14 protein-coding genes are annotated in these 14,375 nt (G+C 63.7%); 10 read left to right on the top strand and 4 right to left on the bottom strand.

Going from position 1 to position 14,375, the window contains the following annotated elements; all coding sequences use genetic code 11:
- Nucleotides 1-50: 50 nt before the first annotated feature.
- The 7 genes from CSQ93_RS09050 (at nucleotide 51) to CSQ93_RS09020 (ending at nucleotide 7,650) form a co-directional block, all read left to right on the top strand.
- Nucleotides 51-740, top strand: coding sequence for a response regulator transcription factor (locus tag CSQ93_RS09050; RefSeq protein ID WP_046681910.1), 690 nt, complete (start codon nucleotides 51-53; stop codon nucleotides 738-740).
- Nucleotides 741-821: 81 nt separating this feature from the next.
- Nucleotides 822-2,096 carry a glutamyl-tRNA reductase gene (hemA, locus tag CSQ93_RS09045; RefSeq protein ID WP_099377768.1) on the top strand — a complete coding sequence of 425 codons (1,275 nt, stop codon included), beginning with the start codon at nucleotides 822-824 and terminating at the stop codon, nucleotides 2,094-2,096.
- Between the two features lie 95 nt (nucleotides 2,097-2,191).
- Complete coding sequence (gene prfA / locus CSQ93_RS09040) at nucleotides 2,192-3,268, top strand: peptide chain release factor 1 (protein ID WP_099377767.1); 1,077 nt, start codon at nucleotides 2,192-2,194, stop codon at nucleotides 3,266-3,268.
- Nucleotides 3,269-3,453: 185 nt separating this feature from the next.
- A complete protein-coding gene (locus CSQ93_RS09035; RefSeq protein WP_099377908.1) occupies nucleotides 3,454-3,924 on the top strand; it encodes a disulfide bond formation protein B in 471 nt (156 codons plus the stop codon).
- 10 nt (nucleotides 3,925-3,934) lie between these two features.
- Nucleotides 3,935-4,765, top strand: a complete 831-nt coding sequence (prmC, locus tag CSQ93_RS09030) for a peptide chain release factor N(5)-glutamine methyltransferase (protein ID WP_099377766.1) — start codon at nucleotides 3,935-3,937, stop codon at nucleotides 4,763-4,765.
- A 214-nt stretch (nucleotides 4,766-4,979) separates the two neighbouring features.
- Nucleotides 4,980-6,581, top strand: a complete 1,602-nt coding sequence (gene gshA / locus CSQ93_RS09025) for a glutamate--cysteine ligase (protein WP_099377765.1) — start codon at nucleotides 4,980-4,982, stop codon at nucleotides 6,579-6,581.
- Nucleotides 6,582-6,606: 25 nt separating this feature from the next.
- Complete coding sequence (locus tag CSQ93_RS09020) at nucleotides 6,607-7,650, top strand: histone deacetylase family protein (protein WP_099377764.1); 1,044 nt, start codon at nucleotides 6,607-6,609, stop codon at nucleotides 7,648-7,650.
- Between the two features lie 6 nt (nucleotides 7,651-7,656).
- Here CSQ93_RS09020 and CSQ93_RS09015 read toward each other — a convergent pair whose 3' ends face one another.
- Nucleotides 7,657-8,439, bottom strand: coding sequence for a LytR/AlgR family response regulator transcription factor (locus CSQ93_RS09015; protein WP_099377763.1), 783 nt, complete (start codon nucleotides 8,437-8,439; stop codon nucleotides 7,657-7,659).
- A complete protein-coding gene (locus CSQ93_RS09010) occupies nucleotides 8,432-9,691 on the bottom strand; it encodes a histidine kinase (RefSeq protein ID WP_099377762.1) in 1,260 nt (419 codons plus the stop codon). The genes CSQ93_RS09015 and CSQ93_RS09010 overlap by 8 nt, the downstream gene beginning before the upstream one ends.
- Before the next feature lie 286 nt (nucleotides 9,692-9,977).
- Here CSQ93_RS09010 and CSQ93_RS09005 point away from each other — a divergent pair, with 286 nt between their 5' ends.
- The 3 genes from CSQ93_RS09005 to CSQ93_RS08995 all read left to right on the top strand — a co-directional run bounded on the left by CSQ93_RS09005 (nucleotide 9,978) and on the right by CSQ93_RS08995 (nucleotide 11,777).
- The gene (locus tag CSQ93_RS09005; RefSeq protein ID WP_099377761.1) at nucleotides 9,978-10,403 is read left to right on the top strand and encodes an organic hydroperoxide resistance protein; all 426 of its coding nucleotides are present in this window, start codon (nucleotides 9,978-9,980) and stop codon (nucleotides 10,401-10,403) included.
- 229 nt (nucleotides 10,404-10,632) lie between these two features.
- Nucleotides 10,633-11,109 carry a GNAT family N-acetyltransferase gene (locus CSQ93_RS09000; protein ID WP_099377760.1) on the top strand — a complete coding sequence of 159 codons (477 nt, stop codon included), beginning with the start codon at nucleotides 10,633-10,635 and terminating at the stop codon, nucleotides 11,107-11,109.
- Nucleotides 11,106-11,777 carry a diphthine--ammonia ligase gene (locus CSQ93_RS08995; RefSeq protein ID WP_099377759.1) on the top strand — a complete coding sequence of 224 codons (672 nt, stop codon included), beginning with the start codon at nucleotides 11,106-11,108 and terminating at the stop codon, nucleotides 11,775-11,777. Before CSQ93_RS09000 ends, CSQ93_RS08995 begins: the two co-directional genes overlap by 4 nt.
- 66 nt (nucleotides 11,778-11,843) lie before the next feature.
- Here CSQ93_RS08995 and CSQ93_RS08990 read toward each other — a convergent pair whose 3' ends face one another.
- Both CSQ93_RS08990 and CSQ93_RS08985 read right to left on the bottom strand, forming a co-directional pair.
- The gene (locus tag CSQ93_RS08990) at nucleotides 11,844-12,320 is read right to left on the bottom strand and encodes an FKBP-type peptidyl-prolyl cis-trans isomerase (protein ID WP_099377758.1); all 477 of its coding nucleotides are present in this window, start codon (nucleotides 12,318-12,320) and stop codon (nucleotides 11,844-11,846) included.
- Between the two features lie 145 nt (nucleotides 12,321-12,465).
- The gene (locus CSQ93_RS08985) at nucleotides 12,466-14,343 is read right to left on the bottom strand and encodes a potassium transporter Kup (protein ID WP_099377757.1); all 1,878 of its coding nucleotides are present in this window, start codon (nucleotides 14,341-14,343) and stop codon (nucleotides 12,466-12,468) included.
- Nucleotides 14,344-14,375: the final 32 nt, after the last annotated feature.

Here is a 14,375-nt window from a genome sequence, read left to right as displayed (position 1 = left end):
ACGATAAGCAGAGCGGACCGTCTGTTTGTTGCTACACACTCCAGCCCATTATGCGAATTGCCGTACTCGATAGCGACCATAGCCAGGCAGAACTGATCTGCCAGGTGCTCACCGCCGCCGGCCACGCTTGCCACGAGTTTCAGAGTGGCAAGGAAATGCTGGGGCAACTGCGCAAGGACAGTTGCGACATGCTCATCCTCGACTGGCATGTGAGCGATCTGGACGGTGCCGAAGTCTTGCGCCGTGCCCGGGAAAAACTGGCACCCAAGGCACCCGTGTTGTTTATGACCAACAGTTCCGGCGAAGACGACGTGGTGGCGGGCATGACGGCCGGCGCCGACGACTACATGATCAAGCCCCTGCGCCGCAGCGAACTGACCTTGCGTACCCAGGCGCTGCTGCGCGTGGCCTACCCGGCCCAGAATGGCGCCGAGTACCTGCAATTCGGTCACTACACGTTTGAAACCCGCCCCGGCCGCCTGTTGCGCGATGGCGAAGTACTGGACGTGACGCACAAGGAATTCGCCCTGGCGCTGCTGTTTTTCCGCAATCTGGGCCGTCCCCTGTCGCGCGCCTACATCCACGAAGCCGTGTGGCAACGCGATACGGCCCTGCCCTCGCGCACCATGGATACCCACGTCTCGCGCGTGCGCAACAAGCTGCAGCTGAAACCGGAACACGGCTACCGCCTGGTGCCCGTCTACAGCTACGGTTATCGCCTGGAAAAACTGGGTGGCTGAACGGCGGCAAACGGCTGACCTGCTCAAAGCGCGGGCACAAAGCGCTATAATGTCGGCATAAGTCATCCCAACAGCCCTGAAATGCAACTGCTCGCCGTCGGCCTCAACCATACCACCGCCCCAGTGTCGCTCCGCGAACAGCTGGCGTTTGCGCCTGAGCACTTGGGTTCGGCGGTGATGGCGGCGCGCACCTGGTTCCAGCGCATCGACTTGCGCGACAACGACGAAGCGGCCATCCTGTCGACCTGCAACCGCACCGAGCTGTATGCGGCCAGCCACGTGCCCAATCCGCTCGACGCGGGCGCGCATTTCCTGGCCGACTATCACAAGCTCAACTACAGCGAGCTGCGCCCCCACTTATATATGCTGCCGCAGCACGATGCCGTGCGCCACACCTTCCGCGTCGCCTCCGGGCTCGATTCGATGGTGCTGGGCGAAACGCAGATCCTGGGGCAGATCAAGGACGCCATCCGCACGGCCGACGAGGCGGGCGGGCTGGGCACGTATCTGCACCAATTGTTCCAGCGCAGCTTTTCCGTCGCCAAGGAAGTGCGCAGCAGCACGGAAATCGGCGCCCACAGCGTGTCCATGGCGGCCGCCGCCGTGCGCCTGTCGCAACGCATCTTCGACAAGATCGCCGAGCAGAACGTGCTGTTCATCGGCGCCGGCGAAATGATCGAATTGTGCGCCACGCACTTCGCGGCGCAAAACCCGAAAAGCATCACCATTGCCAACCGCACCATGGAACGGGGCGAGGAACTGGCGCACCGCTTCAACGGCAAGGCCATCCGCCTGGCCGACCTGCCGGAGCAGCTGCACCAGTTCGACATCGTCATCTCGTGCACGGCATCATCCCTGCCGCTGCTGGGCCTGGGCCTGGTCGAGCGCGCCATCAAGGCACGCCGCCACAAGCCCATGTTCATGGTGGACCTGGCCGTGCCGCGCGACATCGAAGCGGAAGTGGGGCGTTTGAACGACGTCTTCCTGTACACGGTCGACGACCTGGGCAAGGTCGTGCAGACGGGCCTGGAAAGCCGGCAAGCAGCCGTGGCGCAAGCCGAAGCCATCATCGAGACGCGCGTGCAATCGTTCATGAGCTGGGTCGATGACCGCGCCATGGTGCCCGTCATCCAGCATTTGCATGAAAACAGCGAAGCGCTGCGCCTGCTGGAAGTGGAGCGGGCGCGCAAGATGCTGGCCAAGGGCGCCGACATCGACGCCGTCCTGGAAGCGCTGTCGAAAGGCTTGACGGCCAAGTTCCTGCACGGCCCGCAGCAGGCGCTGCACCACGCGCAAGGCGACGAGCGCAAGCAGCTGGTCACCCTGCTGCCGAAACTGTTCCGCCCCCGCCGTTAGCGCAGCCCCGCTGGCCGCCCGCGCGGCCGCCCCCTGCCCGCCTGCCGGGCGTGCCGGACCCGCATCATCCCTACACTCTTTTACCGTGAATCGCTATGAAACCATCCATGCTGGCCAAACTCGATCAACTGGCGAACCGCCTGGTCGAACTCGACGAACTGCTGATGCATCCGGACGCCACGTCGAACATGGACAGCTATCGCAAGATGACGCGCGAGCATGCCGAACTGGGCCCGCTGGTGGCGCTGTACCATTCCTACCAGGAAGCGGGCAACGATATTACGACAGCGCAAGAGATGTTGTCCGACCCGGACATGAAGGAATTTGCCCAGGAAGAAATCGAGACGGCCAAGGCCACCATGACGCGACTGGAACGCGAATTGCAAACCATGCTGCTGCCGAAGGATGTCAATGACGAGCGCAATATCTTCCTGGAAATTCGCGCGGGCACGGGCGGCGATGAATCAGCCCTGTTCGCCGGTGATTTATTACGCATGTACACGCGCTTTGCCGAGCGCAACCGCTGGCAGGTGGAACTCGTGTCGGCATCCGACTCCGATCTGGGCGGCTACCGCGAAGTGATCGTGCGCGTGGTGGGCAATGGCGCGTATTCGAAACTGAAATTCGAGTCGGGCGGCCACCGCGTGCAGCGCGTGCCGGCCACGGAAACGCAGGGTCGCATCCACACCTCCGCCTGCACGGTGGCCGTGATGCCGGAAGCGGACGAGGTGGAAGACGTCAACATCAACCCGGCCGACCTGCGCATCGACACCTACCGCGCCTCGGGCGCCGGTGGACAGCACATCAACAAGACGGATTCCGCCGTGCGCATCACCCACTTGCCAACCGGCATCGTGGTCGAATGCCAGGATGACCGCAGCCAGCACAAGAACAAGGCGCAGGCGATGAAAGTGCTGGCCGCGCGCATCAAGGACGTGCAACTGCGCGAGCAGCAGTCGAAGGAAGCGGCCACGCGCAAGAGCCTGATCGGCTCGGGCGACCGCAGCGAGCGCATCCGCACGTATAATTTCCCGCAAGGCCGGCTGACGGATCACCGCATCAATCTGACGTTATATAAGCTGGACTTCATCATGGATGGGGATTTGACGGACTTGACGAATGCGCTGGCGGCTGAACACCAGGCAGAGCTGTTAGCCGCGCTGGGCGATTAAAAAGCGTCCATGGCGGCGTTGCAGCGCCTGGCCGTACGTTCGTACTGCCTGCGGCGCTGCGTCTTGCCCTGAACACTTTTTGAAGCGCCCAGCCAGATCAAGGGTTTAAGTAGCGGCTAAGCAATAAAAATCCAGCCTTGTGCGAAAATGACCAGCTCGATTCCATCCACCTCACCGTGTCGCCCATGAAAAATTCACGCACCGTCCTCCTGTTGATCGCCGCCCTGTGTTTCCTGATGCTGGGTGTGGCCATGTATTTGCAGCATGCCATGAACATGGCGCCGTGCCCGCTGTGCGTGATCCAGCGCTACCTGTTCCTCGCTATCGGCATCGCCTGCCTGGCCGGTGCGGCGGCCAACCGTCCGAAAATCGGCACCGGCATCGGTGTGTTGGCGGCCCTGGGCGGCCTGGGCGTGGGCGCCAAGCATTTGTATGTGCTGGCCAACCCCGGCTTCTCGTGCGGCATCGACCCGGTGGAAACGGCGCTGAACAAGGTCTTCACGGCCGAACTCATGCCCTTCATGTTTGAATCGTACGGCGCCTGCGAAAACGCCGGCGAGCCCTTCCTCGGCCTGTCGATTCCCCAATGGGCATTCGCCTGGTTCGCCATCTTCGCCATCGCCATGCTGTGGACCTTGCTGCGTCGCAAACAATAGCCATTTATCTATGCCAGAAACACTGATCCCCGCCGGCAGCACTGTCGGCGCCCTGCAAATCCGTCCGCTGCTCGATCCGCTCGACAACCGCATCCTGCTGGGCCACGCGCTGGGCCTGTCGCGCGTGAGCCTGATTACGCAATCGGAGCGCGTACTCACTCCCGTTGAAGCCGAACGTTTATCCGGCTTGCTGGCGCGCCGCCTGCAGGGCGAGCCGATCGCCTACATCGTCGGCCAGCGCGAATTTTTCGGCCTGCCGTTCGAAGTCAACGACGCCGTACTGATCCCCCGCCCCGACACGGAAGTGCTGGTGGAACTGGCGCTCGAGCGCCTGCCGCCCGGCGGAAGGGTGCTCGACATGGGCACCGGCAGCGGCGCCATCGCCGTCGCCCTGGCGCATACGCGGCCCGATGCCGTCGTCACGGCCCTGGACGTGAGCAGCACGGCGCTGGCCGTGGCGCGCCGCAACGCCAGCGCCAACGGCGTCAACATCACCTTCATGGCCAGCGACTGGTTCGAAGCGCTGGGCACGGAAAAGTTCGACCTGATCGTCTCGAATCCCCCCTACATCGCCAGCGGCGACCGCCACCTGGCCGAAGGCGATTTGCGCTTCGAGCCGGCCGGCGCGCTGACCGACCATGCGGATGGCCTGTCGGCCCTGCGCATCATCGTTTCCGGCGCCGCGCGCCACCTGGCGTCCGGCGCCTGGCTGCTGATGGAACACGGCTATGACCAGGCGGCCCAGGTGCGCGAGCTGCTGGCCGCGGCCGGCTACAGCAAAGTGCAAAGCTGGCGCGACCTGGCCGGCATCGAAAGAGTCAGCGGCGCCCGCCTGGGCTGACCCATCCACGTGCGCGGGACTTGATCCGGCAACGCGCCAGATCCCCCGCAGTTTGTTAAAATATCAAGCGAATTCCTGACCGAAGCGCCGCCCCCCTTGTGCGGGGCGGACGCTGGCGACGCGGCGTTTTTTGGGCCGGCGCCGACGCATTTGCCAAAATTCGGTTAATCTCAGCACAAATTATTTATATGCTGCACAAGAAAGGAAGCTCAAATTGCCCAACCTGTTGACTCGCCGCCTGGCATTGCTGACTGAAGATGCCAACCGCGCGCTGCTGGGCGGCTTGCGCGGCATCGAGCGTGAAACCCTGCGCGTCGACCACGCCGGCCATCTGGCTTCCACGCCCCACCCCGCCGCCCTGGGCTCGGCGCTGACGCACCCTGAAATCACCACCGACTACGCCGAAGCGCTGCTCGAATTCATCACGCCGGCAGAAACCGACATCGGCGTCACGCTCGACAAGCTCGACACCGTGCACCGCCACGCCTACAGCCGCCTCGGCAACGAGTTGCTGTGGAGCCAGTCGATGCCATGCCAGTTGCCGCCCGAAGCAGAAATCGAGATCGCCAACTACGGCAGCTCCAACATGGGCATGCTCAAGCACGTCTACCGGCGCGGCCTGGCCTTGCGTTACGGCAAAGCCATGCAATGCATCGCCGGCATCCATTACAACTATTCGCTCGACGAACAGCTGTGGCAAGTGCTGGCCAGCAACCCGGACACCAGCGCCAGCGCCACGCAGGCAGCTGCCTCGCCGAAAGACGTGCAGTCGGAAAGCTACCTGGCAACGATCCGCAATTTCCGCCGCTACAGCTGGCTGTTGATGTACCTGTTCGGCGCTTCGCCGGCCCTGTCCGCCGGTTTCCTGCGCGGCCGCGCGCACAAGCTCGACACCCTGTCCGACGACACCTTGTTCCTGCCCTACGCCACCAGCCTGCGCATGAGCGACCTCGGTTACCAGAACGATGCCCAGTCCGGCCTGCGCCCGCACGAAAACAGCCTGGAAGACTACGTCAACGCGCTCACGCACGCCGTCAACGACCCGTATCCGCCGTATGCGGCGCTGGGCACAAAGAAGGATGGCGAGTGGATCCAGTTGTCCACCAACGTGCTGCAGATCGAGAATGAATACTATTCGACCATCCGCCCGAAACGCGTGATCCGCACGGGCGAGCGCCCGATCCAGGCCCTGTGCCTGCGCGGCGTGCAATACATCGAAGTGCGCTGCATGGATGTCGACCCGTTCGAACCGGTCGGCATCAGCCTGGAAACGGGCCGCTTCCTCGACGCGTTTTTGCTGTTCTGCGCGCTCGACGACAGCGCTCCCATCTCGGCCGAGCAAAGCGCCTGCTACACGAACAATTTCGCCCGCACCGTCAAGGAAGGCCGCAAGCCGGGCCTCACCCTGCGCCGCGATGGCGAAGAGATCACCCTGCAGGCCTGGGGCGAGGAATTGCTGGCGCGCATCGCGCCCGTGGCAGCCTTGCTCGATGCGCGCATTGGCGGCACGCAGCATGCGGACAGCCTGGCGGCACAAGCCATCAAGCTGGCCGACCCGGATGCGACGCCGTCGGCGAAGGTATTGGCCGAGCTGCGCGCCAATGGAGGCTCGTTCGCCGCCTTCGGCCTGCGCCAGAGCGAACGCCACGCCGCCTACTTCCGCGCGCATCCGGCGACGCAGGAACAAAGCGCGTATTTCGACGCGATGGCCGCCAGCTCGCTGGCCGAGCAGCGCGCCATGGAAGCGGCGCCAGCCGGCAGCTTCGACGATTTCGTCGCCGCCTACCGCGCCAGCACCCTGTGTTCGCACACCTGAGCCTGACCTTGCGCAAAGCGCCCCCATGCTGACCTTCTACAATGAGTTGCACAGCCAGCACCGGGGCCGCTTCGAAATGTTTCGCGGCACCCTGGTGCCCTGCTTCGAGACGCCGGAGCGGGCCGACATGGTGGTGGCCGAGCTGGGACGGCGCAACCTGGGCCGCATCGTCACGCCGCACGGCGTGCCGCTGACCTCGCTGGAGCGCATCCACACGCCGCGCTACCTGCATTTCCTGCGCCACGCCTGGCACGACTGGCTGGCGCTCGATCCCGACAACGCGGGCAAGGACGCCTTGCCATCCGTCTGGCCCGTGCGCACCTTGCGCAGCGACATCGAACCGGACGACTTCACGGCCAAGCTGGGGCTGTACTCGATGGACAATGGCACGCCGCTGACGGCCGGCACGTGGACGGCGGCCAAGACGGGCGCCGACTGCGCCGTCAACGCGGCGCACGCGTTGCGCCTGGGCGAGCGGGCCACGTTCGCCCTGACGCGCCCGCCGGGCCACCATGCGGGCAGCGATTTCTTTGGCGGCTACTGTTTTCTGAACAACGCGGCCCTGGCCGCACAGCATCTGCTCGACGACGGCGCCCGCAAGGTCGCCATCCTCGATATCGACTACCACCACGGCAACGGCACGCAAAGCATCTTTTACCAGCGCGACGACGTGCTGTTCGCCTCCGTGCATGCCGACCCGCGCAGTGAATATCCGTTTTACCTGGGCCATGCCGATGAAACGGGCAGCGGCGCGGGGCTCGGCTACAACGTCAACTTGCCGCTGCCGGCCGGCAGCACCACGGCCAGCTGGTTCGCCGCGCTGGAAACGGCCTGCCTGCGCATCAATATGTATGCGCCCGATGCGCTGGTGGTCTCGCTCGGCGTGGATACTTTCGCCGGCGACCCGCTGTCGCACTTCGCCCTGCAAAGCGGCGACTACCTGCGCGTGGGCGAACGCCTCGCGCATCTGAACCTGCCCACCGCCTTCATCCTCGAAGGGGGCTATGCGGTGAAGGAAATCGGCATCAATGTCGTCAATGTGCTCGAAGGTTTCGAGACGGCTGACTAAGCCGGCCTACATATTCCGGAACAAGGCCATGAACGGCTGGCTCACGGCCAGGGTTTCCGGCCGCGTTTTCAGGCGCAAGGCGCCGCGCCCCACCTCGTCGCGCGTGACCGACGCCACCATCTTCATGTTGACGATGGTGGCGCGGTGGATCTGCTTGAAGATGGCCGGATCGAGCACATCGAGCAGTTCGCGGATCGGCTTGCGCAGCAGCGCCTCGCCCTCGGCCGTCATGACGGCCGTGTACTTGGTGTCGGACTGAAAATAGGCGATGTCTTCCACCATGATCAGGCGCGTATCCTTGCCGCTGCTGGCCGTCAGCCACACCAGCGGCGGCGACTTGGCCGCCGCCGGCAAGGCGCTGCTCAATTGCTGCAGCAGGCCGGCCAGCGCGCCGTCGCCGGCCTGGCTCTTGCCGGCCCGTGCCTGCACGCGCTGCAAGGTCGCCTGCAGGCGCTCGCGGGCTATCGGCTTCAATAAATAATCGACGGCGCCGTTATCGAAGGCATCGATCGCGTACTGGTCATAGGCAGTGACGAACACCACCTGCGTGGCGGGACTCGCTTCGAGCGCGCCGGCCGCCACTTCCAGCCCCGTCAAGCCCGGCATGCGAATGTCGAGGAAGGCGATGTCGGGGCGCAGGGTGGCGATGGCCTCGAGCGCCGCGCCGCCGTCGTCGCAGGCGGCGACGATGCGCAAGTAGGGCCACTCTTCGGCCAGCAGGGCCACCAGCGCATCGCGCAGCAGGGCTTCGTCTTCGGCGATGACGCAAGTCATCTCGGGCTTATGCATAGGAAACTCCTTGCGCCGTACTGTCCGGCACCGTGATGGTGGCCGTCACGCCATCGGGGAAATTGGCGACAATGGCAAACGCGGCGGCATTGCCGTAGGTCAGGCGCAGGCGTTCGCGCACATTGCGCAGGCCTATGCCCGTGCCGGCGCCGTCGTCGCTGAACCCCTTGCCGTCGTCGGCCACCGTGACGATCACCGTGCCATTGCCGCTGCGCGCCATGATCCAGATGGTGCCGCCGCCGCTTTTCGGCTCCAGGCCATGCTTGATGGCGTTTTCCACCAGGGTTTGCAGCATCATCGGCGGCAGCTCCGCCTGGCGCAGGTATTGCGGTACCTCAATCTGCAAGTTCAGGCGGCCGCCCATGCGGATTTTCAAAATATCGAGGTAGGCGCGCGCCCGTTCCAGCTCCGTGCCCAGGGTCGACATGGCTTGCTCCGTGCGCGGCAGCGAGTGGCGCAAATACAGGATCAAATTACCGAGCATCTCGTCGGCACGCACGGGGTCGCTGCGCGTGAGCAACTGCGCGCTGGCCAGGGTGTTGTACAGGAAGTGCGGCTCGACCTGCGCGTGCAGCAGGCTCAGCTTGGCCACAGTGAGTTCCTTTTCCGTCACCGTCTGGCGCGCCTCGGCCTGCTCGCCGCGGCGGCGCTGCGCCACGCGGCGCGTCATCGCCCGCGTCACCGCTTCCGCGTTTTCCAGGTTGCTGCCATGGTCGACGAGAAACCAGTCGGTCCAGGCGTTGCGCGCCGGCTCGCAGATCAGGGTCACGCTGCCCGCTTCGCCATTCGGCGTGACGGTGGCGAGGATCTGGTTCGGCCGCGGCTCGAGGAAGCCCAGCAGGCGCATGCGGGGCAAGCCCGTGTGCGTGTAGGGCGCGGCGCGGCGCACTCTAGCCTGCACCTGCAGGCTGTCGCGCGCGCTTTCGACCACTTCGCTGCCCGGCAGTTCGCGGATGGCCGCGTCGATCATGTCGAAGGCCTCGCCCGCCTCGAACGGAATCTCGATCTGGCGCCGCTGGCGGCTCGACAGGGTGCTGGCATTGACGGCGCCGGCGATCAGCCGCACGCGCCGCACATGGGAAAACGCATTCGTGATGACGGCGCTGGCCAGCAGCGCGCCAACGATGACAAAAAATCCTTCCGTCTGCCCGAAGATATAGCGCAAGAAATTCTCGACCAGAATCGCCATGGCGATGATGTAGGTGACCATCGTGGCCAGGGTGATGCGCAGGATAAAGAAGAGGCTAGTCATGATTTTTCCTTGGGGGGTGAAGTGGGGCCAAGCATAACTATCGGCGCCAGCGGCGGTGGCCATTATGCGATGGAAGGGCAATACTGGCGACAAAGGCATCAAAATAAAGCATCAATATGCGCCACATCGAAATAAAATCGCTTGCAATTAAATAGCACACGATATATATTGAGCACATGGACGCCGGCAAGTGCTTCTGCAGACGGGCATCCTGGGGCAACAGCCCACGAAACAAGTAGCACACTATTTAGTAGTAAACTATTTAATCAACTCAAGGAAAACCATCATGTCGATCAAACAAGTCCTGTACCGCGCTCAAGCTACCGCCACCGGAGGCCGCGAAGGCCGTGCCGTATCGTCCGACAATGTGCTGGACGTCAAGCTGACCACGCCAAAAGAACTGGGCGGCAATGGCGCCGTTGGCACCAATCCGGAACAACTGTTCGCCGCCGGCTACTCGGCCTGCTTCATCGGCGCCATGAAATTCGTCGGCGGCCGCGACAAGATCGCCGTGCCGGCGGACCTGTCGATCGAAGGCAACGTCGGCATCGGCGCCATCGACACGGGTTTCGGCATCGAAGTGGAACTGAAAATCTCGCTGCCAGGCATGGAACGCGCCGCCGCCGAAGCGCTGGTCGCCGCCGCCCACATCGTCTGCCCGTACTCGAACGCCACGCGCGGCAATATCGACGTTACCCTCACCATCGTATGATGGCACCTGACATAAGCTACTGCGCGTCGCGCTTTGCGGCCGGCGATGCTCACCGTGCTCCAGCACGGTTGCGCTTCTCGGCCACAAATCACTGCCGCTCGCTACGCTTCTGTCAGGCGCGGTAAGCCAGAGGTTTACACATCAAAAGCCACGCTGCCCGAAAGGCAGCGCGGTTTTTTTTCGTCTGCCGCTTTAAAATGGCGCTTTTCCCTGACAACCTGGAACAGCGATGATCACCTGGCAATGGAACACCTTCGACGAACTCGGCCCCCACGATTTGTACCAGGTGCTGGCCTTGCGCCAGCGCGTGTTCGTCATCGAACAGCAGTGCATTTACCCGGACCTCGACGGCCATGACCAGCAAGCCATGCATTTGCTGGGCTGGCAAACGGTCGACGGCCAGCGCCGGCTGGCCGCCTACCTGCGCGTGCTGGCGCCCGGCGCCAAGTACGTGGAAATGTCGCTGGGCCGCGTGCTGACGGCGCCCGAAGCGCGCACCACGGGGGCCGGCAAGCATCTGCTGGCGGAAGGGATCGCGCGCGCCGAACGCCAGCACCCGGGCCACGCCATCCGCATCGGCGCCCAGCAATACCTGGAGCGCTTCTACCAGTCGTTCGGCTTTGTCACCGTCAGCGCACCGTACGACGAAGACGGCATACAGCACGTCGACATGCTGCGCGCGGTGCAGCCGGGAGCGGCGGTATGACGACGGCCCTGATTTCCTGGAGCGGCGGCAAGGATTCCTGCCTGGCCCTGTGGCGCGCGCGCAACGCCGGCATCAGCGTGCCGCTGTTGATCACGGCCATGGATGAAGATGGCCGCAAGTCGCGCTCGCACGGCGTGCCGCCCGAGCTGCTTGAGGCGCAGGCGACCAGCCTGGGGGCGCGCCTGCAGCGCTATCACGCCAGCTGGGCCAGCTACGAGGAACAATTCGTCGCCATGCTGCGCGCGGCGAAAGACGCGGGCATCGCCCACGCCATCTTCGGCGACATCGACTTGCAGCCGCACCGCAACTGGGAAGAAAAAGTCTGCGCCGTCGCCGGCCTGACGGCGCACCTGCCCCTGTGGGGCGAAGCACGGCGCGCGCTGGTCGATGAATTTCTCGCCGCCGGCTTCAAGGCCATCGTCGTCTGCATCAATGGCCAGCACTTGCCGCGCGCATTTTGCGGGCGCGAGTTCGACGCCGCCTTTTTGGCCGACCTGCCGCCCGGCGTCGACGCCTGCGGCGAAAACGGCGAATTCCACACCTTCGTCTACGACGGCCCCGCCTTCAGCGCACCGGTGGCGCTGCGCCGCACGCAGGTGCTGCAATATGACGCGCCAGCCAATCTGGGCGGCGCCACGTACTACTTCCAGGAACTGGCACCCGCCTGACTCCGCCGCAAAAGCAAAAAGGGCGACTCCATGGAGTCGCCCTTTATCCGTGCACCTTGCGCGTGCTTACTTTTTATCTACTTTACGCAGCGTGATGTCGAACACGAGGCCGGCGTAAGGCGGGATCACCACCGCACCCGTCGAATCACGGGTGCCGCCAACGCCATAGCCCAGGTCATACGGAATGAGCAGGCGGCGCGTGCCACCCTCTTGCATGCCGACCAGGCCACGGTCCCAGCCCAGAATCATTTTGCCGATGCCGAGGATAAACGTAAAACTTTTGGGAGGGAGTGTCGCATCGAACTGCGCGCCTTTGCCGTCCGGCTTGCTCGCGTCATACAGCCAGCCCGTGTAGACCACCGTCAAGGTATCGCCCGCGGCGGCAACCGTGCCGGTGCCTTTCACCAGGTCAGGAAAGACGAATTCTTTGACTTGCGTGTTCGGGTCAAGCACGACCGGCTTCTCGGTGTTGGCAGCGGCGCCGCAAGCGGTCAGGGCCACGGCGCAAGCGAGGGTGGCGATCATTTGAAATACCGATTTCATGGTTTCCCTTTAAATATTGGTGTGTGGCTAAGCCCGTACGGTGCGGACCGGTACGGGCTGGAGTTTAACAGGACTCGCGTAGCCCATTTGTAAGCAGACGTAAGCAAGGCAATAAATGTGTCTCGATGCAACGTTGACACAATATCTATATTTCCACCTGCGTGCCCAGTTCGATCACCCGGTTACTCGGAATCTGATAGTAGTCGGCCGCCGTGCGCGCATTGCGCGACATGGTGACGAACAGGTGCTCGCGCCACGGCATCATGCCGGCACCGGGCGTCGAGATGATGGTCTGGCGCGCGATGAAGAACGACGTCTCCATCATCTCGAAATCGAGTCCCTGCTGCGCGCATTGCGCCAGCGCGGATGGAATATCCGGTTCATCCTTGAAGCCATAATGCACATTCACCTGGTAGCACTGGTGGCCCAGATCCACCACGCGCACGCGCTCCGATGGCGCCACCCACGGCTCTTCATGCATGAAGACGGTGAGGAAGATCACCCGTTCGTGCAACACCTTGTTGTGCAACAAGTTGTGCAGCAGCGCATGCGGCACGCCATCCGTTTCGCCACGCAGGAAGATGGCCGTGCCCGGTACGCGCAGCGGCGGCGCGATGAACAGCGACGAGAGGAAGTCGTCGAGCGGGATCGCATGCTTTTCCAGATTCTGGAACACCAGCTGGCGGCCCCGCTTCCAGGTCAGCATGACGATGAACAAAATCGAGCCCAGCAGCAGCGGGAACCAGCCGCCATGGAACAATTTCAGCGCGGTGGCCGACACCAGGTTGACGTCGATGATCAGGAAAAAGCCCGTCGCGGCCCAGCACAGGGCCAGGTTCATCTTCCAGCGGTAGCGGATGACGAAGAACGTCAGGATGGTGGTCGACAGCATCGTGGCCGTGACGGCGATGCCGTAGGCGGCGGCCAGGTTTTCCGAGGAACCGAAGCCGATGACGGCCAGCAGCACCACGGCCAGCTGCAGCCAGTTCACGGCAGGGATGTAAATCTGGCCGATTTCGCTTTCCGACGTGTGGCGCACGCGCATGCGCGGCAAAAAGCCCAGCGCGATCGCTTGCTTGGTCATCGAGAAGGTGCCGGAAATGGTGGCCTGCGAGGCGATCACGGTAGCCATGGTCGACAGGATCACCAGCGGATACACGCTCCACGCGCCCAGTTGCTGGTAAAACGGATTCGAGACGGCTTCCGGATGGGCCAGCAGCAAGCCGCCCTGGCCCAGGTAGTTCAGCGCCAGCGCGGGAAAGGCGATCAGGAACCAGGCCAGGCGGATCGGCTTCTTGCCGAAGTGGCCCATGTCGGCGTACAGCGCCTCGGCGCCCGTCAGCGCCAGCACCACGGCGCCCAGGGCAACGAATGCGACAAAACCGTTATTCATCAGGAAAGTGGCCGCGTGCAGGGGATTGAGCGCGGCCAGGATGGCCGGCGACTTGATGATGTTGACCACGCCCATGCCGGCCAGCGCGGCAAACCACAGCACCATGATGGGGGCAAAATAGCGGCCGATGCCGGCCGTGCCATGCGACTGCACCGAGTACAGCGCCACCAGCACCACCATCGTCAGCGGCACCACATACGGACTGAAGGCGGGCGTGGCCACTTCCAGGCCTTCGATCGCCGACAGCACGGAAATGGCCGGCGTGATCACGCTGTCGCCATAGAACAGGGTGGCGCCGAAGACGCCGATCACCATCAGCGGGAAATGCCAGCGCGACAGGCGGCTGACGGACGACAGCACCAGCGCCATCAGGGCCATGATGCCGCCCTCGCCACGGTTGTCGGCGCGCAACACCAGTGTCACGTACTTGAGCGAGACGATCAGGGTCAGGCCCCAGAAAATCAGCGAAACGATGCCCAGCAGGTTTTCATGCGAGAGCAGCAGGCCATGGGCGGGGTCGAAGACCGTTTTGAGGGTGTACAGCGGACTGGTGCCGATATCGCCGTAAACGATGCCCACGGCCGCCAGCGTCATGCCGGCAAGGCCGCTTTTTTTATGTTCCGACGTCAAGGTTGCACCCGTTTTTGTTTTGTTGCATCGCA

Origin of the sequence: Janthinobacterium sp. BJB426, assembly GCF_002735705.1 — a bacterium.
Taxonomy (GTDB): Bacteria; Pseudomonadota; Gammaproteobacteria; order Burkholderiales; family Burkholderiaceae_D; genus Janthinobacterium.
This window is presented reverse-complemented; position numbering and strand designations above follow the sequence as displayed.

Coding starts and splice junctions, on each gene's coding strand:
- CSQ93_RS09050 (WP_046681910.1), top strand. CDS start 51: ATGCGAATTGCCGTACTCGATAGCGACCATAGCCAGGCAGAACTGATC.
- hemA (WP_099377768.1), top strand. CDS start 822: ATGCAACTGCTCGCCGTCGGCCTCAACCATACCACCGCCCCAGTGTCG.
- prfA (WP_099377767.1), top strand. CDS start 2,192: ATGAAACCATCCATGCTGGCCAAACTCGATCAACTGGCGAACCGCCTG.
- CSQ93_RS09035 (WP_099377908.1), top strand. CDS start 3,454: ATGAAAAATTCACGCACCGTCCTCCTGTTGATCGCCGCCCTGTGTTTC.
- prmC (WP_099377766.1), top strand. CDS start 3,935: ATGCCAGAAACACTGATCCCCGCCGGCAGCACTGTCGGCGCCCTGCAA.
- CSQ93_RS09020 (WP_099377764.1), top strand. CDS start 6,607: ATGCTGACCTTCTACAATGAGTTGCACAGCCAGCACCGGGGCCGCTTC.
- CSQ93_RS09015 (WP_099377763.1), bottom strand. CDS start 8,439: ATGCATAAGCCCGAGATGACTTGCGTCATCGCCGAAGACGAAGCCCTG.
- CSQ93_RS09010 (WP_099377762.1), bottom strand. CDS start 9,691: ATGACTAGCCTCTTCTTTATCCTGCGCATCACCCTGGCCACGATGGTC.
- CSQ93_RS09005 (WP_099377761.1), top strand. CDS start 9,978: ATGTCGATCAAACAAGTCCTGTACCGCGCTCAAGCTACCGCCACCGGA.
- CSQ93_RS09000 (WP_099377760.1), top strand. CDS start 10,633: ATGATCACCTGGCAATGGAACACCTTCGACGAACTCGGCCCCCACGAT.
- CSQ93_RS08995 (WP_099377759.1), top strand. CDS start 11,106: ATGACGACGGCCCTGATTTCCTGGAGCGGCGGCAAGGATTCCTGCCTG.
- CSQ93_RS08990 (WP_099377758.1), bottom strand. CDS start 12,320: ATGAAATCGGTATTTCAAATGATCGCCACCCTCGCTTGCGCCGTGGCC.